Source organism: Streptomyces sp. CA-278952, from assembly GCF_028747205.1.
GTDB lineage: Bacteria > Actinomycetota > Actinomycetes > Streptomycetales > Streptomycetaceae > Streptomyces.
In genome coordinates this window covers 3,206,979-3,232,622 of record NZ_CP112880.1, presented here as the reverse complement: position 1 = coordinate 3,232,622, position 25,644 = coordinate 3,206,979, and the positions used below count along the sequence as shown (strand labels likewise).

The following is a 25,644-nucleotide window of genomic DNA, read 5'->3' as shown; positions in this document are numbered from 1 at the left end:
GGCGAGCGGCGGTTTTCGGCCGCCGTGCGAGAGGCGCCGGAGCCCGGAGCGCGGTCAGGGCGAGGTCTCAGGGGCGCGGCCGGAGTAAATGTTATCAACAGCCTGTGGACAACTTCGGTGGACAACTTCCGTCCACATGGTGAGCGCGCCTTCATCAATCGGTCAAAAGTTCCCTTTAGGTGCCTCCGGGGCGCGCGGGGCCGGACGCGACGTTACGTTGACTGTGACGGGCGTCACTGCTACGGAAGGACCCGGTCCCATGGCCGCATTCGCGCATTCCGCGCCGTGCTGGGCGGACGTGCAGCTCTCCGACCTCGAAGCGGGCAAGCGCTTCTACGGTGGGCTCTTCGGCTGGACCTTCCGGGCCGGCGACGGCATGCCCTTCGCGGACGCGCTCAGCGACGGCCGCCTCGTCGCCGCCCTCGCCGCGAAGAAGGACGGCCGGATGCCCACGGCCTGGGGCGTCTACTTCGCCACCGACGACATCCGGGCCACCGTCGCCGCGATCCGCGAGCACGGCGGCCAGATCATCACCGACCCCGTACGGGCGGGGCGCGCCGGAATCGTGGCGCAGGCGGCCGACCCCGGGGGCGCCGTCTTCGGACTCTGGCAGCCGGAGGAGCGCGCGGGCTTCGAGAAACAGAACGAACCCGCCTCCTTCTGCTGGACCGAGGTCTACACCCGGCAACCGGACAAGGTGGACCCCTTCTACGAGAAGGTCTTCGGCTTCCACGGCACCGACCTGGACGAGGCGGGCCACGACATCTCCGGCGACTCCGAGGCGCTGGTCGACTTCCGGATGTGGTCCCCCGAGGCCGCCGAACCCGGCCCGGACACCGCTGTCGGCGGCCGCAGCGTCATCACGGACGCGTTCCCGGCCGAGATGCCGAGCTACTTCCTCGTCTACTTCGCCGTCGCCGACTGCGACGCCGCCGCCGAACTCGCCGTACAGCTCGGTGGCCGGGTGACCCAGCCACCCTTCGACATCCCCTCCGGGCGGATGACCGTGCTGCACGACGACCAGGGGGCCGCCTTCGCCGTGCTGGAGCCCGCCGAGCCGCGTCCGTAACCCTTGGCTTCCGCACCCCTCGTAACCCCGGCTTTGCGCACCCCTCGTAACCCCGGCTTTGCGCACCCCTCGTAACCCCGGCTTTGCGCGCCCTCGTAACCCCCGCTTACGCGCCCGCGTACCCCTGGCTTCCGCACCTTCGCAACCTCGGCTTCCGCACCCCCGCCCCCTCTCCGCACCCCCGGTGTGGGGGATACCGCCCGAAGTGGCATGAGACATCCCCATCCGCCCCCGGGTTCGCAACCGGGGCCCGGGCCAGGAAGAATCGGGGTGCGTACCGCCAGGTGATGCCCAGTGGTGAGACCCTGCACAGGGCGAGCTGCGCAGTGCGGGATTCGACCGGGCGGTAATTCGCGGACTTCGTCGCCGAGGTCCGTCTACGGGGAGGTGGCAGGCAAGTGGTGGAGCAGCTGACGCAGCACGACCCGAGACGGATCGGCCCGTTCGAGGTGCTGGGACGGCTCGGGGCCGGCGGCATGGGGCTGGTCTATCTCGCGCGGTCGGCGTCCGGCCGGCGGGTGGCGATCAAGACGGTGCGGACCGAGCTCGCCGAGGACCAGCTCTTCCGGGTCCGCTTCACCCGCGAGGTCGAGGCCGCCCGCGCGGTCAGCGGGTTCTACACCGCCGCCGTGGTCGACGCCGACCCGCGGGCCGCCGTGCCCTGGCTCGCCACCGCCTATGTGCCCGCGCCCTCGCTCGAAGAGATAGTGAACGAGTGCGGTCCCATGCCGACCCAGGCGGTGCGCTGGCTGGCCGCCGGCATCGCCGAGGCCCTCCAGTCCATCCACGGTGCGGGCCTCGTCCACCGCGACCTGAAGCCGTCCAACGTCCTCGTCGTCGAGGACGGCCCCCGGGTGATCGACTTCGGGATCGCGTCCGGCGTCTCCAACACCCGGCTGACCATGACGAACGTCGCCGTCGGCACGCCCGCGTACATGTCGCCCGAGCAGGCCCGGGACTCCCGCAGCGTCACCGGGGCCAGCGACATCTTCTCGCTGGGCTCCACGCTCGTCTTCGCCGCCACCGGGCACGCCCCCTTCCACGGGGCCAACCCGGTCGAGACGGTGTTCATGCTGCTGAGGGAGGGCCCCGACACCGAGGGGCTGCCCGACGACCTGCGGCCGCTGATCGAGTCCTGCATGCGGATGGACGCCACCCAGCGGCCGAGCCCCGCCGACCTCCAGGCCCAGCTCGCCCCGCACCTCTTCGCCTCCGGCAGCGACGACAGCGGCACGGCCTCGGCCTGGCTGCCGTCCGTGGCCACCGCGATGATCGAGCGGCGCAGGGGCGGCGGGCGCACCGCGCCGCCCGCCCCGGCCGTGCCCCCGCCACCCCCGCACCAGCCCCCCAGGGCTCCGGAGCGGGACACGGCCTGGCGCAGCGGGGCGGATCTGCGCTCGCCCTCCCCGCTGTCCTCGCCCTCGCCGCTGTCCGGCGGGCCCGGCCCGGCCGCGGGCCCTTCCGCAGCTCCCGACGGCGGGCCCGTCCAGCTGCCCGGCGCCAAGGTGCCGATCGGTCCCGGTCCGCGTGCGGGGGAGGGGCGCGGGGCCGCCGCCGCGCACCCGGCCGCCGCGACCGGCTGGGTCCGGCCGCCCGCCGGAGTGAACGGTTCGTCGGCGGTCACGGCCCCCACCGCACCCGTCCCGGCCCCGGCGGCCTCCCCGGACGGCGCGGCACCCGTTCCCGACCGCTGGCGGCCCTGGCGCTTCCGCATGTCCAACGACGTGTGGGGCACGCCCGTCGTCTCCGGCGACCTGCTTTACGTGACGTCCTTCGAGGTCCACGCGCTGGACGTGGGCAACGGCCGGCGCCAGTTCAAGACCCGGGACGTGGCCTGGGCGATGGCCGTCGAGGGCGGCAGGATCCACGCCTCGGACGGCCCCTCGCTGTACGCGCTGGACGCCACGACCGGCGCCGAGCAGTGGCGGCTGGCGACCGACGCCTGGGTGTACGCCCTCAAGGCCGACCGGGGCACGGTCCTGACCGCGACCCGGGGCGGCGGCGTCCAGGGCTGGGAGGCCTCCAACGGCGAGAAGCTGTGGGAAGTCACCGGTGCGCAGAGCGACTTCGAGACGGCGGAGGCCGGCCCGGTCATCCACGACGGCACGGTGTACGTCTGGCAGGACGCGCGGCTGCGCGCGCTGGACGCCCGTACGGGCATCGAGCGCTGGTCGTACCCGATCGGCGACGCGGCCTCCTGCGGCGGCGTCCCCGTCCGGGTCACCCCGGCCCCCGACGGCTACGTCTACATCGCGGCGGGCACCCGGGTGCTGGCGGTGGAGACCGGCTCCGGCCGGGTGCGCTGGCACTTCGAGGCCCCCGCGGTCTTCCTCTCCCCGCCGGCGTTCGCGCCGGGCCCGGCGGTGACCGGCGGCGGGGTGTACCTCGCGGACTACCTCGGCACGGTGTACGCGCTGGACGCGACGACCGGCAAGGACCGCTGGCGGATCGCCACGGAGGCCCGCTCCTCCATCGAACCGGTGCTGGTCGCGGTGGGCAACGTGCACGTCGGCAGCGGCAGCGCGCTGTACACCCTGGACGCGGTCACCGGCACGCCGAAGTGGCGCTTCGCGGCGGGCGGCGAGGTGGTGGGCTCCCCGGTGGTGGCGGACGGCCGGGTCCACTTCGGCTCGGCGGACCACGTGCTCTACACCCTGGACGCGGCAGGCGGCCAGCTGCGCTGGAAGCTCGCGACGGGCGGCGAGATCACGGGGTCGCCCGTGGCGCAGGCGGGCGTGGTCTACGCCTGCAGCAAGGACCGCTGCGTGTACGCGCTGGACGCACTGAAGGGCACGGGCACGGGGAGCAGGGCCCGGGCCTGACCGGGGTTCTGTCCGCAGCACCCACCCAGCTGGTCCGCACCACCCACCCAGCTGGTCCGCACCACCCACCCAGCTGGTCCGCACCACCCACCCAGCTGGTCCGGCGCGCACCCAGTCGGCCTGGCGCTCACCCAGCCCGTCCGGCGTTTGAGGACGGAAGCCTGGTCCGGGGGGCGTGGGCCCTGCGGTGTTCCAGCTGGTCCGGCGCCCAGCCAGTCGGCCTGGCGCTCACCCAGCCCGTCCGGCGTTTGAGGACGGAAGCCTGGTCCGGGGGGCGTGGGCCCTGCGGTGTTCCAGCTGGTCCGGCGCGCAGCCAGTCGGCCTGGCGCTCACCCAGCCCGTCCGGCGTTTGAGGACGGAAGCCTCGTCCGGGGGGCGTCGGCTCTGCGGTGTTCCAGCCCGTCCGGCGCTTGAGGACGGAACCCTCGTCCGGAAGGGCGTCGGCTCTGCGGTGATCCAGCCCGTCCGGCGCTTGAGGACGGAATCCTCGGAGGGGTGGCCGTCAATCCTGTTGCGGCGGCCGGTGCGGCGGATGTACCGGGTCGCGGGGGTCGGCCTCCGCCGACGGGGCCTTCGGAGAGGACCGCGTACGGGGGTCATGCGGGTCGGGCCCCGTGTACGGGTCCACCTCCGGCTCCGGCCACGGCGACGTCTGCACGGACATCCCCGGCTCCTGCGTCGGCGGCCAGGTATCCACCTGATCCGGCCCCGGCGCGGCAGACGGCTCCACCGGCTCCCGCTCTCGCCGCTCCCGCCGGCCCCGCCGGCCCCGCCCACTCATCAGCAGCGCCCCGATCAGCATCAGCAGCCCGCCCGCCAAGGCGTTCACCACCCCCACCTGGAGCCCGGACCCGTCCCCGGCCACCACCAGCGACCCCGCGGCCTGCCCCTGGCGGACCATCCACAGGATCGTGAAGCCCAGCACCACCAGACCCGCGAGGGCGACCACGAGCCGCGAGCGGAGCACCACGCCCACGATCACCAACAGCGCCGCGCCGAGGAACGGCAGCAGCATCGAGACCAGCACCCCCGACTCCGCGGCGGTGATGCCTCCGAAGAGGTCCTCCACCCGGTAGTCCTGCCCCGCCCGCCCGGCGTACCAGTCGCGGAACGGGCTCAGCACGGCCGAGGCCGCCCCGGCCAGGGCGACGACGGAGCCGAGGACATTGCGGATCATCGTCAGCCTCCAGGGCGTCGTCCTGCGAACACGCACCCCCGCAGCCGACGCTACGCCGGGGCGATCACCCCCGCCATGCGGACGATGACGGGACCGTGACAGGGTCATGACTTGGACATGGGGTCGCGTGCGGCATGCTGAGGGTGACGACGCACGCCATCGGCGCGACGTGCCAACGGCAACGAAACTCAAGGGGGGCTGCATCCATGATGCGGCGACAGACGAAACTCGCGGCGGTCCTGGTCGTGGTGGTGCTCGCGCTCACCGGGTTCTCCACCTCTTCCAGCGGCGGCAAGGGCAAGAGCGGCAAGAGCAGCAGCTCGGGCGGCGGTTGCTCCAGCTCGAAGAAGAGCAACAACGGCTACCGGGACAACGACTTCGACGAGGACTACGACGACGACTCCTCGTCCTCCGGCTCGTCCGGCTCCTACGGAACCCCGACGCCCACCGCGTCCGACGCCCCCGCCTACCGGATCATCCGCTGCGCCCAGCCCCGCAAGGGCAAGCGCAAGGCGGTCACCTCGTCGCTGATCGAGCTGCGGGCGAACGAGCCGGGCTCGCAGGCGTACGAGATCGACGTGCGGTTCGTCGACGGCCTCGGCAACACCATGGACACCGCCGAGACCACCGTGAACCTCGACGGCGGCGAGGTCCGCACCTACACCCTGCGTATGGAGAGTCCCCGCAAGGTGTCCAAGGTCAAGGGCTGCGAAGTGACCGTCGAGGTCCTCTGAGGCCGGGTACCTCGCGCGGATGGGACGGACGGACAGGGCTCGTCGTGCCCGGGCCCCCTCGGATGCTCACCGCACCCGGGGCTCCCCACCCCCGCCCCGCCCCTCGAACAGCTCCGCCTGCCGATCCGGGGGCAGATTGCCCAGGGCGATCAGCGCCGGAGCCTGGGACATCGCCTGGGCCCTGGCCGCCTCCTTCGCGGACCACACCGCCCGGACCGTGCCCTGCACCGCCTCCGTCGGGTAGCGGGCGATGACCGTCGCCGACCGCAGCGCCGCCGCCACCGCGCCGCCCGGCTCCGTCACCTCGCTGACCAGCCCGATCGCGTACGCCCGCCCGGCGCTCAGCCGTTCCGCCGTGCCCATCAGGGACATCCGGGCGACCTCCCCGAACGGCATCCGCTGGGCCATGGCAATCGCTTCGTACGCCGAGACCATCCCGTACGTCGTGTGCGGGTCGAAGAACGTCGCCTCCCGGGACGCGACCACGAACTCCGCCTCGCCCAGCAGATAGAACGCCCCGCCGCAGGCCATCCCCTCCACCGCCGCGACCACGGGCTTCCACAGGTCGTTCGCCTTGGGGCCGATCCGCAGGAGGGGGTCGTCGAGGGCGTACGGGGACGGGGGCTGCGGGACGGTGACGCCCCGGTCGATCCCCGTACAGAAGGCACGCGTCCCGGCCCCGGTGAGGACGGTCGCCCGCACCGACTCGTCGTACCGCAACTCCCGCCACAGCGCGGCCAGTTCCTCGGCCGTCTCCAGGTCGATCGCGTTGAGTCTCGCCGGTCGGTCCAGGGTGACGAGCGCGACCCCCGTCCCCTCGTCCCGCTCGATGCGCAGGGCCATCCGCTCACCCCTCCAGGAGCCAGCGGACGAGCGTGACGCCACCGCCGGGCCCCGCCGGGCAGAACGCTGCCCGCACCGGAGCCCCGATCCGCAGCCGCGCCGGGTCGACCGAGTTCAGCGGAGCGTCCGGGGCGGCGACGACGTTCCCGGCCAGCCGGATGTGCGGGGTTTCCGCCAGCTCGACCAACACCGCGTTGTACGGGGCCTGTTCGGCGTAGGCGGGGAGCAGCGGCGGATGAGGGATCACGTACGACCAGAGTCGGCCGCGCCCGCTCATCTCCCGCCACTCGCTCTCGAACGACCCGCAGTGCGGGCAGCAGGGCCGGGGCGGGAAGCGCGGTTCGCCGCAGGCGGGGGAGGCGCAGGCCTGGACGCGCAGTTCGCCGCGCGCGGCGTACTCCCAGAAGGGTGCGCCGTCCTCGTCGGCGACGGGCAGCAGGAGGGAATCGTTCACGGCCATGTCCTCAACTCCTCAGCAGTACGGCCGATGTCGGAACGCCCTCACCGGCGGTGACCAGGCAGGTGGCGGCGTCGGGAATCTGGGCGGTGGAGGTGCCGCGCAGTTGTTTCACGCCCTCGGTGATGAGGTTGAAGCCGTGGACGTACGCCTCGCTGAGGCCGCCGCCCCCGGTGTTGATGGGCAGCCGTCCGCCGCTCTCCAGGGCCCCACCCTCGGTGAACGCGCCGCCCTCGCCGCGCCCGCAGAAGCCGTAGCCCTCCAGGGAGAGCGGGACGAGCGGGGTGAACGCGTCGTAGATCTGGGCCACATCGACGTCGTCGGGCCCGAAGTCCGCCTGTTTCCAGAGCTGTCGGGCGGCGGTCCAGGCGGGCCCGGTCAGCGGGTCGTCGTTCCAGTAGTTGACCATCCCGTGGTGCTGGGCGGGCAGCCCCTGGGCGACGGAGTGGAGGTAGACGGGCTTCTGCCGGCAGTCGCGGGCGCGTTCGGCGGAGACGATCACGCAGGCCAACGCCCCGTCGGTCTCCAGGCAGTTGTCGAAGAGGCAGAGGGGTTCACTGATCCAGCGGGAGGTCATGTACATCTCGCGGGTCAGCGGGCGGTCGTACATGATCGCGGCCGGGTTCTGGTTGGCCCGGTTGCGGCAGGCGAGCGCCACGTTGAAGAGGTGGTCGCGGGTGGCCCCGTACTCGTGCATGTAGCGCCGGGCCAGCATGCCGATCTCGTCGGCGGGCCTCAGCAGCCCGTAGGGACGGGTCCACTGGGCGGGCGTGGGGAGCTGGACGGCCGTGTTCTTCCACGGCCGGGGCCCGGAGCCGCGCTTGCGTGACCGCCAGGCCACGCCGACGCTCGCCTGTCCGGTGGCGACGGCGGCGGCGAGGTGGGCGAGCGTGGCGCAGGAACCGCCGCCGCCGTAGCCGACCTTGGAGAAGAAGGTGACGTCGCCGGCGCCGATCGCCTTGGCGACCTCCACCTCGTCGGTCTCCTCCATCGTGTACGAGGCGAAGCCGTCGACCTCGGCGGGGGCGATGCCCGCGTCGTCGAGGGCCGCCAGGATCGCCCGGCAGGCGAGGGTCTTCTCCGGCTCGGGGAGCCGTTTCGCGAACGCCGTCTGCCCGATCCCGGCTATCGCCGTCGCGTCCTTGAGCGTTGCCATCCGCTGACCTCCCGCACCGTCGCCCCTGCTGACAGCGGCAGAGGCTACCGCTAATCTGACGGATAGTCAGCTAGTGCGGCGGCAGGAGGGCGCGTGATGCGGGGCGACGAGGAATGGGGCAGCATCCCGGAGCTGGTGCGGTCGGCGGCGCGGCGGTACGGCTCCGCCGAGGCGGTGGCCGACGGCCGTAACCGGCTCTCGTACGCCGAGCTCGGCGAGCGGGTGGAGCGGGCCGCGGCCGCGTGCCTCGCCTCCGGTGTGGAGCGGGGGGACCGGGTCGCGATCTGGGCCCCGAACACCCTGGACTGGATCGTCTCCGCGCTCGGGGCGGTGACGGCCGGCGCGGTGCTGGTCCCGCTGAACACCCGCTTCAAGGGCGCGGAGGCGGCGTACATCCTGCGCCGCAGCCGGGCGAGGCTGCTGTTCGTCACCGGCACGTTCCTGGGCACCTCGTACGTGGCGTCGCTGCGGCGGGCGGACATGGCGCTGCCGGACCTGGAGCGGGTCGTGGTCCTCGCGGACACGGCCCCCGAGGACTACACGAGCTGGCCGGACTTCCTGGCGGCGGGGGAGAGCGTCCCGCCCTCCGCCGTACGGGAACGGGCTGCCGGCATCGCCCCCTCGGACCCCTCCGACATCGTCTACACCTCCGGCACCACGGGCCGCCCGAAGGGCGCGGTGATCACCCATGCGCAGACGCTGCGGGCGTACGCGATCTGGAGCGACCTGGCGGGCCTGCGCGAAGGCGACCGCTACCTCATCGTCAACCCCTTCTTCCACACCTTCGGCTACAAGGCGGGGATCATCGCCTGTCTGATGCGGGGGGCCACGATGGTGCCGCAGCCGGTGTTCAACGTGGACACGGTGCTGGCGAACATCGCGGCGGAGCGGATCTCGGTCCTGCCCGGCCCGCCGACCCTCCACCAGTCGCTCCTGGACCACCCGGCACGCGACGCCCACGACCTCTCGGCCCTCCGCCTGGTCGTCACCGGCGCGGCGGTGGTCCCCCTCCAACTGGTGGAGCGCCTGCGCGAGGAACTCCACATCGCGACGGTCCTCACGGCGTACGGCCTCTCCGAGGCGAGCGGCATCGTCACCATGTGCCGCCGGGGCGACGCGCCGGAGATCGTGGCCACCACGTCGGGCCGCGCGATCCCCGGCACCGAGCTCCGCGTCCTGGCGGAACCGGGCGCTCCGGGCGAGGTCCAGGTCCGCGGCTTCCACGTGATGGGCGGCTACTTCGAGGACCCGGACACGACGGCCGCCACGATGACCGAGGACGGCTGGCTCCGCACCGGCGACGTGGGCGTCCTGGACGCGGCGGGGAACCTGCGGATCACGGACCGGATCAAGGACATGTTCATCGTGGGCGGCTTCAACGCCTACCCGGCCGAGATAGAGCAGCTCCTCGGCCTCCACCCGGACGTGGCCGACGTCGCGGTCATCGGCGTCCCGGACCCGAGGCTCGGCGAGGTCGGCAAGGCCTACGCGGTCCGCCGCCGGGGCGCGACGCTCACCGCGGACGACCTGATCGCCTGGTCCCGCCGCGAGATGGCCAACTTCAAGGTGCCGAGGGCGGTGGAATTCGTCCCGGAGCTGCCGCGCAACGCGAGCGGCAAGGTGGTGAAGGGGGAGCTGCGGGGGCGGTAGACCCCGGGTCGGGGACGTTCGTTCGGATGCGCTGCATGGGATGAACGAGGAGGGCGTCGCGACCCTCGTGGCGGTATGGTCGAGGGTATGGCAACCAAGAAATACACGGTCACCCTGCCGGAGGAGCTGGCGGAGGAGATCCGCAGCGAGGTGGGCCCCGGCGCGTTCAGCGCGTATGTCACGCGGGCCATAGAGCGGCAGCGGGAGCATGACCGGCTGGGGGAGCTGGTCGCCTGGATGCAGGAGAAGGACGGCCCGCTCACCGAGGAGGAGCAGGCCGCGGCCGCCGCGGAGCTGCGCGACATCGAGCGGTGGTTCGAGGAGCGGGAAGCCGACGGCCGTGGCGATCAGGCGGCTGCCGCCTGATGAAAGACATGTGCTTCGTCCTGGACAGTGAGGCGCTGTCCAGGATCGCGCTGCGGGATCGCACGTTCACGGGCATCCTGACCAAAGCCCACCAGTCGGGCATCCGGGTGGTGACCAGTTCCATGACGCTCATCGAGGCGTATCACGGCAAGATCCGCATGCCGGCGTGGAACTGGGCGATGGCACGGGTGGTCGTCGAACCCGTCACCAAGGACCTCGCCGACGAGGCGATCCGCCTCCTGCGCGAGGCCGGACTGCACGGCCACAAGTACGCCATCGACGCCGCCCTCGCCGCGATCGCGAACCGGCAGCCGGGCCGGACGGCGCTCTTCGCGTCCGACGTGGACGACCTGCGGAAGCTGTGCCGGCCGAGGGTCCAGCTGCGGGGCCTGTAGGCACGCCCCCGGACATGCGGGAAGGGCCCGAGCGCTTCCCCCGACTCGGGCCCCTCGCCATTCCCCCGTACCGCGGCCGCGGTGGCTCCCCCTCGGTGCCACCGCAGCCGCTTCCCCCGTATCCCCGTCGGGAAGGTCTAGGCGGGCTCGCCCGTCGCGTGGTTGTCGAGCGGCTTGGCCGTGCCGCCGGTGGCGTGGTTGTCCAGCGGCTTCAGCACGCCACCCGTCGCGTGGTTGTCCTGCGTCGTGGCTTCCCCGCCGGTGGCGTGGTTGTCGAGCGGCTTCACGACCGGCTTCTTCTGCGCATCGCTCATGGTGTTCTCCAGCTCCCTGAATGGCTGTGCTCGGACTCGACGAGCCCGCCCGGCAACTCCCCCGTCGGGTTGCCGGGCAGGTGTCGTTCGGCCGTTCAACCTACCTCTGCGGCCGAGGCCGGCCCGTCTGCCCCCCGACGCGACGGAACGACTGGAACCACCATGTCGGGGCGCGATAAACGAATGATGAACGCCTCGTCGGCTCACGCGGGCAGCGTCGAGGCCAGCAACTTCCGTACGGCTTCGACCTCCGCCGAACCGAGAGCCTCGTATATGTCCAGCGCTTCGCGCCAGCACACCGCGGCCCGTCCCGGCTGGCCGATGTCGTTCAGCGCCTGGCCCAGGACGGTGAGGACGTTGCCGCGCCGCCACTCCCCGCCGATACCGCGCAGCACCGCGAGCGCCTGCTCGGCCTTCGTGGCAGCCTGGGCCGGAAGCCCGGCGGCCAGATCCACCTCTGCCAGACGGAAGGTCGCCATACCCTCCCAGAGGCGCTGCCGGCTGTCCCGGAACACGGCCAGCGCCTCGTGGAGCTGCTCCGTCGCGTCCGTGAGCCGTCCGCTCTGCGTGAGGGCGAGACCCAGGGCGTACCGGCCGTTCGCGCCGCGCAGTGCGTGACCCAGTTCGTCGTATATGTCGATGCCCTGCTGGGCCAGGGCCACCGCGCTCGTCGTATGGCCCATCGCGAGGTGGATGCGGGAAAGGTTGCACAGGGCGCTCGCCTCGCCCGGACGGTTGCCGTCGGCCCGGAAGTTGGCGATGGCCTGTTCGAGGTAGGCCTCGCCCTCCGCGTGGCGGTTCTGGTACAGCGCGATGATCCCGAGGTCGTTGGGCGCCCAGCAGCTCGGCAGGGGATCGCCCACCGCGTGGGCGAGCCGCATGGCACGCTGCGCGTCCCGCTCCGCCTGGTCGAACCGTCCGGCGACGAGGCGGGCGTTGGTGAGAGTGATCAGCGCCCGCCCCTCGGCCCGCGCGTCGTCGCTGGACCGGGCCAGATCGCGCATGGTGATCGCCGCAGCCTCGTACTGCTTGGAGTTCGCGCCCGACTCCGCGAGGTCCTTGGTGGCCCAGAGCAGGTCGACCGCTCGGCGTACCCCTCCGGGCCCCGACGCCTGACGTACGCACGCGAGCAGGGAGTTGGCCTCCGTGTAGAGCCAGTCCTGCGCCGTGTGCCGGTCGGCGAACGTCAGCCCGCTGTACTGTGTGGGCTCCCGGTGATCGGCCAGCCGGTCCCCCGGCCGCTCCAGTGCGTACACCCCCGCAGCCGTCGCCAGGTAGAAGTCCAGCAGCCGCGACAACGCCAGCTCCCGTTCCACCGGCGACTGTTCGTCCCGCTCGGCGCACGCACGCGCGTAGAGGCGCACCAGGTCGTGGTACCGGTAGCGGCCCGGGGCGGCCGACTCCACCAGGCTCGTGTCGACCAGGGCCTCCAGGAGGTCCTCCGCCGCATGCGGGTCCAGGTCCAGCAGGGCCGCCGCCGCGGCCAGGGAGATGTCCGGGCCGTCCGCGAGGCCCAGGAGGCGGAAGGCGCGGGCCTGGGCCGGTTCCAGCTGGCCGTAGCCGAGTTCGAAGGTGGCCTTCACCGCGAGGTCGCCCGCCTGGAGCTCGTCCAGGCGGCGGCGCTCGTCCGCGAGCTTGGCGGCGAGGACCGAGACCGTCCAGGTGCGGCGCGCCGCCAGACGCGAGGCGGCGATGCGGATGGCCAGGGGCAGGAAGCCGCACGCGGCCACCACGTCCAGCGCCGCCTCGCGTTCCGCACCGACCCGCTCCACCCCGACGATCCGGGTGAAGAGCTGGAGCGCCTCCTCGGGCGACATCACGTCCAGGTCCACCAGATGCGCCCCGGCCAGGTCCACCATCCGCACCCGGCTCGTCACCAGCGCCGCGCACCCCGGCGTACCGGGCAGCAGCGGGCGGATCTGGGCGGCGTCGTGGGCGTTGTCGAGGAGGATCAGGATGCGGCGGCCGTCCAGCGTCGAGCGGTACAGCGCGGCCCGCTCGTCCAGGGTGTCGGGGATCGCCGAGTCAGCCGTGCCGAGCGCCCGCAGGAACGAGCCGAGGACCGTCTCCGGCTCCGCCGCCCGGGCTCCCGCGCCCTGGAGGTCGACGTAGAGCTGCCCGTCCGGGAAGTGCCGACGGGCCTGGTGGGCGACGTGCACCGCCAGCGTCGTCTTGCCGACGCCGCCGATCCCGGCGACCGCGGAGACGGCCATCACCGAGCTCTCGGCGGTCGCGAGACGGCTGCCCAGCTCGGTCACGAACGCGGACCGGCCGGTGAAGTCCGGCACCGTGGCCGGGAGCTGCGCGGGCTTCAGCGGCGCGGGCGCGGGGGCCGGCTCGTCCGCCGGGCGCGCCAGCTCCTCGTCGGCGCGCAGGATGCGCTGCTGGAGCTGGGCCAGTTCGGGGCGCGGGTCGACGCCCAGCTCCTCCGCGAGGAGCCGGCGGGTGTCCGCGTACACCGCGAGGGCCTCGGCCTGCCGGCCGCTGCGGTACAGCGCCACCATCAGCAGCTCGCGCAGCCTCTCGCGCAGCGGGTGCGCGGCGGTGAGCGCGGTCAGCTCGGAGACGGCCTCCGCGTGGCAGCCGACCTCCAGGTCCAGGTCGAGCCGCGCCTCCGTGAGCTGGAGCCGCCACTCCTCCAGCCGGGTCCGCTGGTTGTCCGCGTACGGGCCCGGCACCGAGGCCAGCGCCTCGCCGTCCCACAGGCCCAGCACCTTGTTGATCAGGGTGCGGGCCTGGAAGCGGTCGCCGGCCGCGCGGGCCTTCTCCGCCTCGGCCGCCAGGTCCTGTGCCAGCGTCAGGTCGAGCGCGGTCCGTTCGGTCCGGATCGCATAGCCGCCGGACTCGCTCACCAGGGTGTCCTGGCCCAGGATCTTGCGCAGCCGCGAGGCGTACGTCCGGATCGTGGCCAGCGCCTGCGAGGGCGGCTCCTCGCCCCAGAACGCGTCGATCAGCTCGCCCGCGGTGGCCGTCCGGCCCTCGCGGAGCAGCAGCGCGGCCAGCAGGGCGCGCTGCTGGGGCGAGCCGGAGGAGAGCAGCTCCGAGCCCCGCCAGGCCCGTACGGGGCCGAGCACGGTGAATCTGAGGGCGTCCGTCGTAGCCGGTTTCTCCGGAGCTCGCTGCTCCGGTACGCGCACGCGTGGCCCGCTGTCACGGTCCATTGATGCCCCCTGTCCTGCTCGCCTGCCGGTCCCGCTCGGCTGCGGATCCTGCCGGTGCTGCCCGCGTCCGTATGTCCGCCCGTGCGTCGAAGTGCGGTAGGCATCCGGATGGCGCGGTACCGCTGGTATCGCGCTCAACAGTCTGCCTTGTCCCGGGTGGACTCGTCAGCAGTGGGTGATGCTCTGCACAAGCCCTCGACAACGATTCGGGAACCGTGCCACGTGCCGCACACCTGCCATGTGTCATGTCAATGCGCGCGCGGTAGCTGACGGTTCGTCAGATCGACGCTACCGTGGAACGCATGGAGACCTTCCCGAAGATCATCTCGGTGGACGACCACACGGTGGAGCCCGCTCATGTCTGGCGGGACCGGCTCCCGTCCAGGTACGCGGACTCCGGGCCGCGCGTCGTCCGCGCACCGCTGAAGGAAATGACCTTTCTGGGCGGCAAGTTCGCGCCCGTGATGGGGGCGAAGGGCGACGACGGGCCGGTCGGCGACTGGTGGGTGTACGAGGACCTGCACCGTCCGCTCACCCGCCTGGACACCGCCGTCGGCTACGACAGGGACGAGATCAGACTGGAGATCATCACCTACGAACAGATGCGGCCGGGCTCCTTCTCGGTGCCGGACCGGCTCGCCGACATGGACGTCAACCACGTGCAGTCCGCCCTCTGCTTCCCGACCTTCCCCCGCTTCTGCGGACAGACGTTCACCGAAGCGAAGGACCGCGAACTGGGACTGCTCGGCGTGCGCGCGTACAACGACTGGATGGTGGAGGAGTGGTGCGGCCCCGAGGCGCACGGCCGCCTCATCCCGCTCACGCTCGTCCCGCTGTGGGACGCGGAGCTCGCCGCGGCCGAGGTCCGGCGCAACGCGGCGCGGGGCGTGCGCGCGGTCGCGTTCTCCGAGATACCTCCCCATCTCGGACTTCCGTCCATACATGCGGACGACTGGGATCCGTTCCTCGCGGCCTGCGACGAGACGGGCACCGTCATCGCCATGCACATCGGTTCCTCGTCGAGGATGCCTTCCACCTCCGCCGACGCCCCGCCCGCCGTCGGCTCCACCATCACCTTCGCCAACTGCTGCTTCTCGATGGTCGACTGGCTGATGAGCGGCAAGTTCGAGCGCTTCCCCCATCTGAGGATCATGTACGCGGAGGGACAGATCGGCTGGATCCCGTACATCCTGGAGCGCGCCGACGTGGTCTGGGAGGAGAACCGGGCCTGGGGCGGCGTCGCCGAGAAGGTCCACCGGCCGCCGTCCGAGCTGTTCGCCGAGCACGTCTACGGCTGCTTCTTCGACGACGCCTTCGGGCTGAAGAACCTCGACGCGATCGGCGTGGGCAACGTGCTGTACGAGACGGACTACCCGCACTCCGACTCCACCTGGCCCCGCTCCCGCGAGGTCGGCGAGGAGCAGATGGGCCACCTGGCCCCGGACGTCGTCGACCGGATCGTGCGCGGCAACGCGATCGAGCTGCTGGGGCTCACCGAGGACGGGCTCTGGGCGGGGGCGTAGAGCCTGGGCCGGGCCCGCGTACGGGGAGGAGCGGCGCGCCCCTCCCCGTACGCGGGCGGGGGCGGCGCGCCCCTCCCTGTACGCGGGCGGATCGGATCACCGTACGCACCGGATCGGATCAGGCCTTCGCCACCGGCTCCTGGAGCTCCGTCACCCCACTCTCGCGGTCCGGCGGGCACTCCAGGTCGACCTCACGGGTGTAGCCGGTGGAGCGGTAGCCGTTGGCGTCCAGCCGGCGGGCCAGGGTGTGGGTCGTCGACAGGACGTCGTCCATCGCGCCCCGGTGCACGATCGTGGCCGCCTCGAACGGCGGCACACCGGCCCGATGTCCTGCGGCTGGTAGCTCGCCGCCGTCCCGGTCAGCTGGGCCACCCGGACCGCCGGAACGGCCGGTCCGGGCGCAGCAGTCCGATGGCGTCGTCATGACGCAGCATCCGGGGCGACACCCGTCCGTATCTGGCGACATCTCCGATGTTGACGTCCTCTCCCTCCTGCGGGTCCGTCAGCCGTGCCGCTTCGGGTCCAGCAGCTGTTCGCGCAGGGCGGTCAGCTGGTGCGAGGAGCCGACGGCCCGGTCCTCGTCCAGGGTGGCCAGCGCCAGCAGCAGCGCGTCGGCCACCAGCAGCCCGGTCAGGGACTCCGCCGTTATGCCGGTCGGCGTGTGGGGCGCGGTGAGCACCGCCTCGACCCGGTCCGCGTATGCCTCGCCCAGCTCGTCCGTCACCAGGACCACCTTCGCGCCGACCGAGCGGGCCCGTTCCATCAGGACCGACAGCTCCATCAGCCGCCGCCCCGGCTGGAAGATCACCACCGCGTCGCCCTGCCCGAGCGCCAGCAGCTGGTCCGCCAGCGCGAACCCGGTCTCCGAGACGGCCCGGGCCCGGCGGCCGATCCGGCCGAGCGCCAGCGCCAGGTGCCGTGCGCCCGGTTCGGAGGCGGCGACCCCGTAGGCGAAGACCTCGCGGGCCTCCGCCAGGACAGCGACCGCCCGTTTCAGGGAGTCCGGGCCGGTCAGCCGGCGGGCCTGGTCGATGCGCTCCTGGGCCTCGTCGAAGACATCGGTCCAGATGGAGTCCAGGTCCTGGCCCACGTGCGCGATGCGCCGTTTGAGCCGCACCTCGGGGGCGACGGCCGAGGTGAAGTCGTTGGCCAGCTCCCGCTTGAGCGCCGGGAGGCCCGCGTAGCCGAGGCGTTGCAGGGCCCGTACGACGGTGGCGTTGCTGGTGGAGCTGGCCGCGCCGAGCTGCTGAGCGCTGGCGAAGAGCAACTGCTCGACCGGCGCGCTCACCAGGTACTGCGCCACGGCACGCTCCGAAGCGGACAGATCGTTCCATTGGTCACGAATGGCAGCACGGAGGCGCGTCACTCCGGTCTCGTTCTCTGGAATTTCCATTACAAGCATTGACTTCCGTGTGACCGGCGTTACTGTCCTGGGCAGAACGTTCCAAAGGGAACGCATCCTGAAATCGACGTTACAGGACCGTGCTGGTTCCTGGTCTCTGGTCTCCGGTCTCCCGTTCCCGGGGCCCGGTCTCCGGTCCGGTCCCTGTTCGTCGGTCGCCGAAGCGTTCCGTCGCGAGGAGAAGAATGGCACCCCTTCCCACGGAGTCCACCCCCGTCCCCACGGATTCCGCACCCCCGCCCAAGGATTCCGCCGCCCGGGTCCTCCCCGTCATCGAGATCTCCGGCTCCCCGCTGGAGCGCGGCCGCCAGTACGGCGAGGCCGTCCGCCCCCAACTGCACGCCGCCCTCGGCTACTACGAGGAGGCGTTCGGCCGCTCCGCCGGGCTCACCTGGGACAAGGTCACCGCGCGCGCCGCCCGCTGGCTGGAGCCCGTGAGCGCCTACGCCCCCCACCTCGTGGAGGAGATGCGGGGCATCGCCGACGGCGCGGGCGCAGACCTCCTGGACGTCCTCGCGCTGAACGCACGCGGCGAGGTCATCTACGACAAGTCCTTCGCCGAGATCGCCGCCGACGGGGCAGGGGAGGGGCCGCCCGACGAGGAACCCGCCGAGGGCTGCACCTCCTTCGCCGCGTACGGCCCGGCCAGCGGCGACGGCCACGTCTACGCCGGGCAGAACTGGGACTGGCGGGCCGGGGTCGCCGACACCGTCGTCATGATCCGGATCGTCCAGCCGCCCAAACCGACCCTGATCATGCAGGTGGAGGCCGGACAGATCGGCCGCCAGGGCGCCAACTCCGCCGGGATCGCCTTCAACGCCAACGGCCTCGGCGGCCGGTTCGACGACCGGATCGGACTGCCCCAGACGGTCGTCCGGCGCAGCGTCCTCGACCAGGACAACATCGCCGACGCCCTCGACGTGCTCTGCCGCACCCGGGCCCACATCGCCAGCAACGCCCTGCTCACCTGCCGGGAGGGCTTCGCCATCGACCTGGAGACCACCCCCGCCGGGCACGGCTGGATGTATCCGACCGACGGCCTGCTGGTGCACGGCAACCACTACCAGGCGGGCATCCCCGCCCCGCTCGCCGCCGCCGGCTACCGCCCGATGTCCTCCGACTCCCTGGTCCGCGTCCCCCGCGCCGAACAGGGCCTGGCCGCCCTGCGCCACTCCACCGGACCCGACGAGTCCCGGAAGCTGATCCGCCGGGCCATGTCCGACCACCTCGGCCACCCCGAGTCCCTGTGCACGCACCCCGACCCGCGCCGGCCGGCCGTCGAGCACTGGACCACCCTCGTCTCCTCCCTCGCCGACCTCACCACCGGCGACTACCACGTGACCGCCGGAACCCCCTGCGACCGCGAGTACCAGCACCTTCCCTGGAACCTCTACGACGGCCCGCACGGCGGCCCGGAACCGACAGGAACCCAGCCATGACCCAGCGCACAGCCCAGCGCACAGACCGCCGCACGGCCCGCCGCGCCGCCCCCGTCGCCGGAGCCGTCGTCGCCGCCCTGCTCGCCGCCGGATGCAGCGGGGCCACCAAGCCCGCCGGCAGCGGCTCCGCCGCCGATGCCGGGCGGCTCACCCTCACCCCGACCACGGCCGCCGCGAAGGGCGAACTCGCCGAAGCACGCTGGCTCCTGGAGGACGAACCGGACTCCCTCGACCTGGACACCCAGGGCTCCAGCGCCGGCCGGGTCGTCCTCACCAACGTCTGCGAGCGGCTCTACCAGCTCCAGCCGGACATGACGACGAAGCCCTTCCTCGCCGAGAGCGTCGAAACACCCGACGACACCACCCTCGTCCTGAAGCTCCGCTCCGGCGTCACCTTCCACGACGGCACCCCGATGACCGCCGACGACGTCCTCTGGAGCCTTCAGCGGCACGCCGACCCGGACATGGAGCAGGGCGACGAGTTCGAGAACGTCGCGTCCATGAAGAAGACCGGCGAGAAGGAGATCACCCTCTCCTTCAAGGCCCCCGACGCCCTCTTCCTCAAGGCGCTCGCCGGGGACGCGGGCATCGTCTGGAACAAGGAGCAGGTCGAGAAGGCGGGCCGGGACTTCGGCACCCCCGGACAGCCCGACGCCTGCACCGGCCCCTACCGGCTGGCGAACTGGAAGTCCGGCGACTCCATCACCATCGAGCGCTACGACGCCTACTGGGGCGACAGACCGCTGACGAAGCGCGTCACCTTCCGCTGGGCCACCGACAGCGCCCTGGTCAACGCACTCACCACCGGGGCCGCCGACGGCGCGTACGCCGAATCGCCCAACACCGCCGCCGCCTTGGCCGGCAAGAAGGGCCTCACCCAGCACTACGGGCCCTCCACCTCCTCCCTCGTCCTCATCCCCACCGCACGCGGCGGACTGAAGGACCCGGCCGTGCGCCGCGCGCTCTCCCTCGCGCTCGACCGCAAGGGCATCGCCGCCTCCGGCTACGGCGGGATGGTCCAGCCCTGGTCCACCCCGGTCGGCTCCGGCGCCTGGGGCTACGAGAAGCCGGCCTTCGAGGCAGCCCAGCGCGCCGCCGAACCGGTCGCCCCCGCCAGCCCCGACGCCGAGGACATCGCCGCCGCGAAGAAGCTGGTGAAGGACTCCGGCGCCGACGCGGCCACCCCGATCGTCATCGGCACCGACGCCAGCCAGGGCCGCACCGTCGTCGCCAACGCCGTCCGGGCCGCCCTCCAGCGGATCGGGCTCACCGGGCAGATCAAGACCGTGCCCACCGCCCAGTTCGAGCAGTTCTACAGCGACCCCGAGGCCCGCGGCGGCATCGACGTCCTGGTCGGAGACTGGTACATCTCCAAGGCCGACCCGATGGGCTTCTACGACAACGCGCTCACCGGCTCCTCCAACAACTGGGTCGGCTTCGCGGACCCCGCCTACGACGCCACGGTCAAGAAGGCGCTCGCCACCCTCGACGACGCCGAGCGCGCGAAGCTCGCCGCCGAGGTCCAGAAGAAGTTCACCGACGCAGCCGTCTGGATCTCCGTCGCCCAGGTCCCCTCCGTCCTCGTCCTCGGCGACAAGCTGACCGGACCGCCCGCCTCCATGGCGTACCTCTACTACCCCTGGGCCGCCGAACTCGGCGCCAAGAAGGGCTGACCCGCGATGCTCGCCCGGATCTCCCGGCGGCTGGCCGGACTGCTGGCCACCCTCCTCGCCGCCTCCTTCGTCATCTTCGCCGCCGTGTACGCGGCCCCCGGCGACCCCGCCGTCTTCCTGGCCGGCGGCCGCGACAAACTCACCCCCGAGAAGCTGGAGCTGGTCCGGGCGCAGTACCACCTCGACGAACCCCTCGTCGTGCAGTACGGCCGCTGGCTCGGCGACTGCCTCCACTTCGACCTCGGCCGCTCCTTCAAATACAGCGACCAGGTGGCCGACCTGATCGTCGCCCGCTTCCCGACCACCCTGGCCCTGGTGGCGTACGCGACCGTCCTCTTCGTCGTCCTCGGCGTCGGCGCGGGCATCCTCGCCGCCGTCCGGCGCGGTACCTGGGTCGACTCGGCCGTGGTCGGCGGTACGACGCTGGCGGCCTCGGTCCCCTCGTTCGTCTCCGCCATCGCGCTCGCCGCCGTCTTCGGCGTCCAGCTCGGCTGGTTCCCCGTCACCGGGGGAGGCGAGGGCTTCACCGGCACCCTGCACCACCTGACCCTGCCCGCCCTGGCGCTGGCGCTCGGCGCGCTCGCCATCATCAGCCGGGTCACCCGGCAGGCGATGGCCGACGCCGGGGCCGCCGACCACGTGGAGGCCGCCCGCTCCTCCGGCATCCCCGAGCGCGAGATCGTCCGCCGCCACATCCTGCGCAACGCGCTCGGCCCGATCGTCACCATGTGCGGCCTGGTCATGGCAGGGATGCTCGCCGGCACGGTCGTCGTGGAGACCGCGTTCGGCATCAGCGGCATCGGCTCGCTGCTCGTCGGCGCGATCAACACCCACGACTTCCCCGTCGCCCAGGCGGTCCTGCTGCTCATGGTCACCGGTTACATCGTGGTCACCACCCTCGTCGACCTCGTCCACCCGCTGCTCGACCCGCGCGTGAAGGAGGCCGCCGTATGACCGCCCCGACCCTGGCCCCGGCCCTCACCCCGGTGGAGATCCCGGCCGCGCGGCGCCCCTACGGGGCGATCCTCGCGGGCGCGGTCCTCGGCCTGGTGGTGCTCGCCGCCCTCCTCGCCCCGCTGATCGCCCCGTACGCCCCCGACGCCATCGACCTCTCCGCCTCGCTCGCCGGGACCACCGGCGACCACCTCCTGGGCACCGACTCCTCCGGCCAGGACCTGCTGTCGCGGGTGCTGTACGGGGCCCGCACCAGCCTCGTCGCCCCGGCGCTCCTGCTCGCCATCGCCGCCGTGCTCGGCATCGCGCTCGGCACCCTGGCGGCCTGGCGCGGCGGCTGGGCCGACACCGTCATCTCCCGGCTCACCGACGTCATGTACGCGTTCCCGGGACTGCTGTTCACCGTGCTGATCATCGCGGTCTTCGGCGCCGGAATGACCACCTCCGTGCTGGCGCTCGGCCTCGCCTACACGCCGACCGTCGCCAAGTACACCCGCTCCGTGGCCATGGGAGAGCGGCGCAAGCCCTACATCGACGCCTACCGCGTCCAGGGCATGGGCGGCCTGCGGATCTGCGCCTTCCACCTCGTCCCCAACCTCGGCCGCTCCGTCATCGGCTATCTGGTGGTCCTCTTCGGCGAGGCCCTGATGTCCCTGGCCACACTCTCCTACCTCGGCTTCGGCGCCCAGCCGCCCAGCTCCGACTGGGGGCTGATGGTGCAGGAGGGGCAGGCCGCCGTCGTCCAGGGAGCGCTGCTGCCCGCCCTGGTGCCCGGCATCGCCATCGCCCTGGTGGTCGTCTCCTTCAACGTCGTCGGGGTCCGGGCCGCCGACCGACTCGCCAACGGGAGGTAGGGCCCATGCCGTACGACGCAGCGGGATACGACAGAGCGGCGGAACACGCCGCACCGGGAAGTGACACCGTGCTCCTCGACATCGACCACCTCACCCTCCGCCTCCCCGGCACCGCCCGGCCCGTCCTGGACCAGGTGTCCCTGCGGGTCGCGAGCGGCGAAGTCGTCGGCCTGGTCGGCGAGTCCGGCTCCGGCAAGTCCACGACCGCCAAGGCCGCCCTCCGCACCCTCCCCGAAGGGACGGTCCTCGACGGTTCCGTACGGGTGGCGGGCCGCGACGTCCTCGCCCTGCGCGGCGAGGAGCTGCGCGCCCACCGGGCCCGGACCGTCGCCCTGGTCCACCAGGACCCGCGCGCCGCCCTCAACCCCGTCCGCCGCGTCGGGGACTTCCTCGTCGAGCGGCTCGCCGCCGCCGGGACCGGGGTGACCGGAGCGGCCGCCCGGGACCGCGCGGTCGAGCTGCTGGAGGCCGTCGGGCTCGACGAACCGGAGCGCCGGGTCCGCCAGCGCCCGCACGAACTCTCCGGCGGGATGCTCCAACGCGTCGTCATCGCCGGGGCGCTGGCCGCCGAGCCCCGGCTGCTGCTGGCCGACGAGGCGACCAGCGCCCTGGACGTCACCACCCAGGCGGAGATCCTCGCCCTCCTGCGCACCCTGCGCGCCGAACGCGGCCTCGGCCTGCTGTTCATCACCCACGACCTGCACCTGGCCGCCGCCTACTGCGACCGCGTGTACGTGATGTACGCGGGCCGGGTCGTCGAGGAGCGGACCGCCGGCGACCTGTTCGAGCGGCCCCGCCACCCCTACACCCGGGGGCTGCTGGCCTGCTCGCCGACGCTGGGGGAGGAGCACCGGGAGATCCGCCCGATCCCGGGGAAGCCGCCGTCGCTGGCCGACGCCTTCGCGGGCTGCCCCTTCGCCGACCGCTGCCCGGACGCCGAACCGGAGTGCGCGACCTGGCGGCCCGAGCCGGTGGCCCTCGCGGACGGCGGTACGGGCTCCGCCTCCTGCCGCCGGCTGCCCGAACTCGGCTCCGTACCCGTCCCCGTACCGCTGACACAGATGAAGGGCACCGACCGATGACGCTCTCCTCCGACCGGGACTCCGCGCCGCTGCTCGCGGTCGAGGGGCTGCGCAAGACGTACCCGCTGCCCGGCAAGGGCCGCCTGACCGCCGCCGACGGCATCGGCTTCACCGTCCCGGCGGGCGGTTCGCTCGGGATCGTCGGGGAGTCCGGCTCCGGCAAGACGACCGTGGCCCGGATGCTGGTGGGCCTGGTCCGCCCGGACGCCGGAACGGTCCGGGTCGAGGGCCGGGCCCGGGGACTCGCCGCCCCGCGCGGCAGGGCGGCCCGGCTGGCCCGCGCGCGGGAGATCCAGATGGTCTTCCAGGACCCCTACCTCTCGCTCGACCCCCGGCTCACCGCCCGCCGCTGTCTCACCACGGCGCTGCGACTGCACGGCCGGCCGGCGGAGCTGGCCGACGGCCTGCTGGACCGGGTGGGCCTCGGCGCGCGCGAGGCCGAGGCCCTGCCGCACGGGCTCTCCGGCGGGCAACGGCAGCGCCTGGCCATCGCCCGCGCGCTCGCCGTCGACCCGAAGGTGCTGGTCCTGGACGAGGCGGTGGCCGCGCTCGACGTGTCGATCCAAGCCCAGATCCTGCACCTGCTCGACGGGATCCGCCGGGACACCGGGGTCGCGCTGGTCTTCGTCAGCCACGACCTGGCGGTGGTGCAGCACATCACCGATGAGGTCGTCGTGATGCGGCGGGGAACGGCTGTCGAACAGGGCCCGACCGCCGAGGTCCTCGCCGACCCCCGCGACCCCTACACCCGGCTGCTGCTGGCCTCGGTGCCGCGCGCCGGCTGGGACCCGGCCGATGCGGTCGCCGCCCGGTCCGCCGTGGCCTGACGGGTCCGGTCGTCCCCCCGGCGATCCGATCGGCCCCAGGCGATCCGGTCGTCCCCGGGCGATCCGGTCGTACACAGGCAGGAGCCCCGTTCCTCCGCCGAGGCGGGGGAACGGGGCTCCTTGGGCACTGCTATGAACGGCCGCGATCGACCGACCCGGGCAACTAGACCGGGGTGACGTTCTCAGCCTGCGGACCCTTGGGTCCCTGAGTGACGTCGAAGTTCACCTGCTGGTTCTCCTCGAGGGAGCGGAACCCGGAGGCGTTGATCGCGGAGTAGTGAACGAAGACATCCGGGCCGCCGCCGTCCTGGGCGATGAAGCCGAAGCCCTTTTCAGCGTTGAACCACTTGACGGTTCCGGTAGCCATAAGCCCTCCTTGGGCCAAAGGGTTGCCCTGCTCCAGAACCTGCAAACAAGTCTGAAAACTACAAAAGCCTGCGGGTTACATGCTCCGCAGGCTCTGTACTGCAAGGGAAACCAAACTGCAACTTGCGGGCGAGCCTAGCACGCAGTCTCCGGCGAGCGGTAGAGGGAAAGATCACTTCACCCGAAGGTTTGACGGCCCTCCCCGAGGTCCGGCGGGAGGCCCCCGAAAAGGGGGCGCGGACCGGGGTGCGAGCAGGGCGTAGGACGGGGCGCGCGGGCCCCGGTGATGCTCGCGGGCGGCCGCGGGTCTAGCCTCGCGATGTGGACAATTCAACCGTCTCCCCCCGTGAAGGCGACGACGACCGTCGCAGTCGGCCCCGCGTCGGCCACATCCAGTTCCTGAACTGCCTCCCGCTGTACTGGGGTCTGGCGCGGACGGGAACCCTGCTCGACCTGGAGCTCTCCAAGGACACCCCGGAGCGGCTCAGCGAGCAGCTGATCAGGGGGGACCTGGACATCGGCCCGGTCACCCTCGTGGAGTACCTGCGCAACGCGGACGACCTGGTGGCCTTCCCCGACATCGCGGTCGGCTGCGACGGGCCCGTCATGTCCTGCGTGATCGTCTCCCAGCTCCCGCTGGAGCAGCTCGACCGGTCCCGGGTGGCGCTCGGCTCGACCTCCCGCACCTCGGTGCGGCTGGCGCAGCTGCTGCTGGCCGAGCGCTACGGCGTCCGGCCCGACTACTACACCTGCCCGCCCGACCTGGGCCTGATGATGCAGGAGGCGGACGCCGCCGTGCTGATCGGCGACGCCGCGCTGCGCGCCAACCTGCACGACGCCCCCCGGCTCGGGCTCCAGGTCCACGACCTGGGACAGATGTGGAAGGAGTGGACGGGGCTGCCGTTCGTCTTCGCCGTCTGGGCGGCCCGCAAGGACTTCCTCGCCGCCCACCCCGAACAGGCGGCCCAGGTCCACCAGGCGTTCCTGGCCTCCCGGGACCTCTCCCTGGAGGAGGTCACCAAGGTCGCGGAGCAGGCGGCCCGCTGGGAGGCCTTCGACGCGGAGGTGCTCGAGCGGTACTTCACGACGCTCGACTTCCGCTTCGGCCCGGACCAGCTGGCCGGCGTCCGCGAGTTCGCCCGCCGCACGGGCCGGGACACCGGTTACCCGGCCGACGTCCACGTGGAGCTGCTCGGCGGCTGAACCGGGGAATGGAGGGAATTCCCTTCCGTGCCCGCAAAGGGCCCGTACCCGCAAACTCCGTACCCGCAAAGGGTCCGTGCCGGCAAAGGGAATGGGAGAGGCCGTGCAACAACACATTCACGCCTTTCCCCGGGGCGAAAAGATCCCCTCCTGACCGGAGAAGGGGGAATGGTCCGG

22 protein-coding genes and 1 pseudogene are annotated in these 25,644 nt (G+C 72.5%); 14 read left to right on the top strand and 9 right to left on the bottom strand.

The window, feature by feature from the left end; genetic code table 11:
• Positions 1-259 precede the first annotated feature (259 nt).
• Together N7925_RS14250 and N7925_RS14245 are read left to right on the top strand one after the other, a co-directional pair.
• Positions 260-1,069: a VOC family protein gene (locus N7925_RS14250; RefSeq protein WP_265599990.1), complete on the top strand. Its 810-nt coding sequence runs from the start codon at positions 260-262 to the stop codon at positions 1,067-1,069.
• A gap of 398 nt (positions 1,070-1,467) precedes the next feature.
• The gene (locus N7925_RS14245) at positions 1,468-3,891 is read left to right on the top strand and encodes an outer membrane protein assembly factor BamB family protein (protein WP_274344040.1); all 2,424 of its coding nucleotides are present in this window, start codon (positions 1,468-1,470) and stop codon (positions 3,889-3,891) included.
• Between the two features lie 502 nt (positions 3,892-4,393).
• On the opposite strand, the gene N7925_RS14240 is transcribed toward N7925_RS14245, so the two are convergent.
• On the bottom strand, positions 4,394-5,068 hold the full coding sequence (locus N7925_RS14240; protein ID WP_274344039.1) for a hypothetical protein: 675 nt from the start codon (positions 5,066-5,068) through the stop codon (positions 4,394-4,396).
• Positions 5,069-5,274: 206 nt separating this feature from the next.
• Between N7925_RS14240 and N7925_RS14235 the strand changes: the two genes are divergently transcribed.
• Complete coding sequence (locus N7925_RS14235) at positions 5,275-5,802, top strand: hypothetical protein (RefSeq protein WP_265599987.1); 528 nt, start codon at positions 5,275-5,277, stop codon at positions 5,800-5,802.
• Positions 5,803-5,868: 66 nt separating this feature from the next.
• Here the strand turns inward: N7925_RS14235 and N7925_RS14230 are convergent, their stop codons facing one another.
• The 3 genes from N7925_RS14230 to N7925_RS14220 are packed head-to-tail and all read right to left on the bottom strand — an operon-like array spanning position 5,869 to position 8,258.
• A complete protein-coding gene (locus tag N7925_RS14230) occupies positions 5,869-6,645 on the bottom strand; it encodes an enoyl-CoA hydratase/isomerase family protein (protein ID WP_265599986.1) in 777 nt (258 codons plus the stop codon).
• A 4-nt stretch (positions 6,646-6,649) separates the two neighbouring features.
• Positions 6,650-7,105, bottom strand: a complete 456-nt coding sequence (locus tag N7925_RS14225) for a Zn-ribbon domain-containing OB-fold protein (protein WP_265599985.1) — start codon at positions 7,103-7,105, stop codon at positions 6,650-6,652.
• Positions 7,106-7,109: 4 nt separating this feature from the next.
• Positions 7,110-8,258: a lipid-transfer protein gene (locus N7925_RS14220; RefSeq protein ID WP_274344038.1), complete on the bottom strand. Its 1,149-nt coding sequence runs from the start codon at positions 8,256-8,258 to the stop codon at positions 7,110-7,112.
• Positions 8,259-8,354: 96 nt separating this feature from the next.
• Between N7925_RS14220 and N7925_RS14215 the strand changes: the two genes are divergently transcribed.
• The 3 genes from N7925_RS14215 to N7925_RS14205 all read left to right on the top strand — a co-directional run bounded on the left by N7925_RS14215 (position 8,355) and on the right by N7925_RS14205 (position 10,669).
• On the top strand, positions 8,355-9,908 hold the full coding sequence (locus N7925_RS14215; RefSeq protein WP_274344037.1) for a FadD3 family acyl-CoA ligase: 1,554 nt from the start codon (positions 8,355-8,357) through the stop codon (positions 9,906-9,908).
• A gap of 87 nt (positions 9,909-9,995) precedes the next feature.
• Positions 9,996-10,274 (top strand): hypothetical protein, encoded by a 279-nt coding sequence (locus tag N7925_RS14210; protein ID WP_274344036.1) that lies wholly within the window; start codon positions 9,996-9,998, stop codon positions 10,272-10,274.
• Entirely contained in the window at positions 10,274-10,669 is a 396-nt protein-coding gene (locus tag N7925_RS14205; RefSeq protein WP_274344035.1) for a PIN domain-containing protein, read from the top strand. Before N7925_RS14210 ends, N7925_RS14205 begins: the two co-directional genes overlap by 1 nt.
• A 137-nt stretch (positions 10,670-10,806) precedes the next feature.
• On the opposite strand, the gene N7925_RS14200 is transcribed toward N7925_RS14205, so the two are convergent.
• Both N7925_RS14200 and N7925_RS14195 read right to left on the bottom strand, forming a co-directional pair.
• Positions 10,807-10,983: a hypothetical protein gene (locus N7925_RS14200; RefSeq protein WP_265599980.1), complete on the bottom strand. Its 177-nt coding sequence runs from the start codon at positions 10,981-10,983 to the stop codon at positions 10,807-10,809.
• 203 nt (positions 10,984-11,186) lie between these two features.
• Positions 11,187-14,144 (bottom strand): AfsR/SARP family transcriptional regulator, encoded by a 2,958-nt coding sequence (locus N7925_RS14195; protein ID WP_274344034.1) that lies wholly within the window; start codon positions 14,142-14,144, stop codon positions 11,187-11,189.
• Positions 14,145-14,446: 302 nt separating this feature from the next.
• Between N7925_RS14195 and N7925_RS14190 the strand changes: the two genes are divergently transcribed.
• Positions 14,447-15,667 (top strand): amidohydrolase family protein, encoded by a 1,221-nt coding sequence (locus tag N7925_RS14190; protein WP_265599978.1) that lies wholly within the window; start codon positions 14,447-14,449, stop codon positions 15,665-15,667.
• A gap of 118 nt (positions 15,668-15,785) precedes the next feature.
• On the opposite strand, the pseudogene N7925_RS14185 reads toward N7925_RS14190, so the two are convergent.
• Together N7925_RS14185 and N7925_RS14180 are read right to left on the bottom strand one after the other, a co-directional pair.
• Positions 15,786-16,054: pseudogene (locus N7925_RS14185) on the bottom strand (MerR family transcriptional regulator); the annotation flags it as partial.
• Positions 16,055-16,169: 115 nt separating this feature from the next.
• The gene (locus N7925_RS14180; RefSeq protein WP_416222892.1) at positions 16,170-17,069 is read right to left on the bottom strand and encodes a MurR/RpiR family transcriptional regulator; all 900 of its coding nucleotides are present in this window, start codon (positions 17,067-17,069) and stop codon (positions 16,170-16,172) included.
• 185 nt (positions 17,070-17,254) lie between these two features.
• On the opposite strand from N7925_RS14180, the gene N7925_RS14175 reads away from it, so the two are divergent.
• From N7925_RS14175 to N7925_RS14150, 6 genes are read left to right on the top strand one after another with little or no spacing between them, the layout of a single operon-like run.
• A complete protein-coding gene (locus N7925_RS14175; RefSeq protein ID WP_265599976.1) occupies positions 17,255-18,508 on the top strand; it encodes a C45 family autoproteolytic acyltransferase/hydolase in 1,254 nt (417 codons plus the stop codon).
• Positions 18,505-20,181 (top strand): ABC transporter substrate-binding protein, encoded by a 1,677-nt coding sequence (locus N7925_RS14170; protein ID WP_274344033.1) that lies wholly within the window; start codon positions 18,505-18,507, stop codon positions 20,179-20,181. The genes N7925_RS14175 and N7925_RS14170 overlap by 4 nt, the downstream gene beginning before the upstream one ends.
• Before the next feature lie 6 nt (positions 20,182-20,187).
• Entirely contained in the window at positions 20,188-21,135 is a 948-nt protein-coding gene (locus N7925_RS14165; protein ID WP_097964034.1) for an ABC transporter permease, read from the top strand.
• A complete protein-coding gene (locus tag N7925_RS14160; RefSeq protein ID WP_265599974.1) occupies positions 21,132-21,989 on the top strand; it encodes an ABC transporter permease in 858 nt (285 codons plus the stop codon). Before N7925_RS14165 ends, N7925_RS14160 begins: the two co-directional genes overlap by 4 nt.
• A 5-nt stretch (positions 21,990-21,994) precedes the next feature.
• Positions 21,995-23,071, top strand: a complete 1,077-nt coding sequence (locus N7925_RS14155) for an ABC transporter ATP-binding protein (protein ID WP_416222891.1) — start codon at positions 21,995-21,997, stop codon at positions 23,069-23,071.
• On the top strand, positions 23,068-23,898 hold the full coding sequence (locus N7925_RS14150; protein ID WP_265599973.1) for an ABC transporter ATP-binding protein: 831 nt from the start codon (positions 23,068-23,070) through the stop codon (positions 23,896-23,898). The genes N7925_RS14155 and N7925_RS14150 overlap by 4 nt, the downstream gene beginning before the upstream one ends.
• Before the next feature lie 163 nt (positions 23,899-24,061).
• On the opposite strand, the gene N7925_RS14145 is transcribed toward N7925_RS14150, so the two are convergent.
• A complete protein-coding gene (locus tag N7925_RS14145; RefSeq protein ID WP_003984261.1) occupies positions 24,062-24,265 on the bottom strand; it encodes a cold-shock protein in 204 nt (67 codons plus the stop codon).
• Positions 24,266-24,585: 320 nt separating this feature from the next.
• Between N7925_RS14145 and N7925_RS14140 the strand changes: the two genes are divergently transcribed.
• Positions 24,586-25,467, top strand: a complete 882-nt coding sequence (locus tag N7925_RS14140) for a menaquinone biosynthetic enzyme MqnA/MqnD family protein (RefSeq protein ID WP_265599972.1) — start codon at positions 24,586-24,588, stop codon at positions 25,465-25,467.
• The last annotated feature ends 177 nt before the right edge of the window (positions 25,468-25,644 follow it).

What these genes read in the sequence shown, in the direction of transcription:
- N7925_RS14250 (WP_265599990.1), top strand. Translation starts at nt 260, where the DNA reads ATGGCCGCATTCGCGCATTCCGCGCCGTGCTGGGCGGACGTGCAGCTC.
- N7925_RS14240 (WP_274344039.1), bottom strand. Translation starts at nt 5,068, where the DNA reads ATGATCCGCAATGTCCTCGGCTCCGTCGTCGCCCTGGCCGGGGCGGCC.
- N7925_RS14235 (WP_265599987.1), top strand. Translation starts at nt 5,275, where the DNA reads ATGATGCGGCGACAGACGAAACTCGCGGCGGTCCTGGTCGTGGTGGTG.
- N7925_RS14230 (WP_265599986.1), bottom strand. Translation starts at nt 6,645, where the DNA reads ATGGCCCTGCGCATCGAGCGGGACGAGGGGACGGGGGTCGCGCTCGTC.
- N7925_RS14225 (WP_265599985.1), bottom strand. Translation starts at nt 7,105, where the DNA reads ATGGCCGTGAACGATTCCCTCCTGCTGCCCGTCGCCGACGAGGACGGC.
- N7925_RS14220 (WP_274344038.1), bottom strand. Translation starts at nt 8,258, where the DNA reads ATGGCAACGCTCAAGGACGCGACGGCGATAGCCGGGATCGGGCAGACG.
- N7925_RS14215 (WP_274344037.1), top strand. Translation starts at nt 8,355, where the DNA reads ATGCGGGGCGACGAGGAATGGGGCAGCATCCCGGAGCTGGTGCGGTCG.
- N7925_RS14210 (WP_274344036.1), top strand. Translation starts at nt 9,996, where the DNA reads ATGGCAACCAAGAAATACACGGTCACCCTGCCGGAGGAGCTGGCGGAG.
- N7925_RS14205 (WP_274344035.1), top strand. Translation starts at nt 10,274, where the DNA reads ATGAAAGACATGTGCTTCGTCCTGGACAGTGAGGCGCTGTCCAGGATC.
- N7925_RS14200 (WP_265599980.1), bottom strand. Translation starts at nt 10,983, where the DNA reads ATGAGCGATGCGCAGAAGAAGCCGGTCGTGAAGCCGCTCGACAACCAC.
- N7925_RS14195 (WP_274344034.1), bottom strand. Translation starts at nt 14,144, where the DNA reads ATGGACCGTGACAGCGGGCCACGCGTGCGCGTACCGGAGCAGCGAGCT.
- N7925_RS14190 (WP_265599978.1), top strand. Translation starts at nt 14,447, where the DNA reads ATGGAGACCTTCCCGAAGATCATCTCGGTGGACGACCACACGGTGGAG.
- N7925_RS14180 (WP_416222892.1), bottom strand. Translation starts at nt 17,069, where the DNA reads ATGCTTGTAATGGAAATTCCAGAGAACGAGACCGGAGTGACGCGCCTC.
- N7925_RS14175 (WP_265599976.1), top strand. Translation starts at nt 17,255, where the DNA reads ATGGCACCCCTTCCCACGGAGTCCACCCCCGTCCCCACGGATTCCGCA.
- N7925_RS14170 (WP_274344033.1), top strand. Translation starts at nt 18,505, where the DNA reads ATGACCCAGCGCACAGCCCAGCGCACAGACCGCCGCACGGCCCGCCGC.
- N7925_RS14165 (WP_097964034.1), top strand. Translation starts at nt 20,188, where the DNA reads ATGCTCGCCCGGATCTCCCGGCGGCTGGCCGGACTGCTGGCCACCCTC.
- N7925_RS14160 (WP_265599974.1), top strand. Translation starts at nt 21,132, where the DNA reads ATGACCGCCCCGACCCTGGCCCCGGCCCTCACCCCGGTGGAGATCCCG.
- N7925_RS14155 (WP_416222891.1), top strand. Translation starts at nt 21,995, where the DNA reads ATGCCGTACGACGCAGCGGGATACGACAGAGCGGCGGAACACGCCGCA.
- N7925_RS14150 (WP_265599973.1), top strand. Translation starts at nt 23,068, where the DNA reads ATGACGCTCTCCTCCGACCGGGACTCCGCGCCGCTGCTCGCGGTCGAG.
- N7925_RS14145 (WP_003984261.1), bottom strand. Translation starts at nt 24,265, where the DNA reads ATGGCTACCGGAACCGTCAAGTGGTTCAACGCTGAAAAGGGCTTCGGC.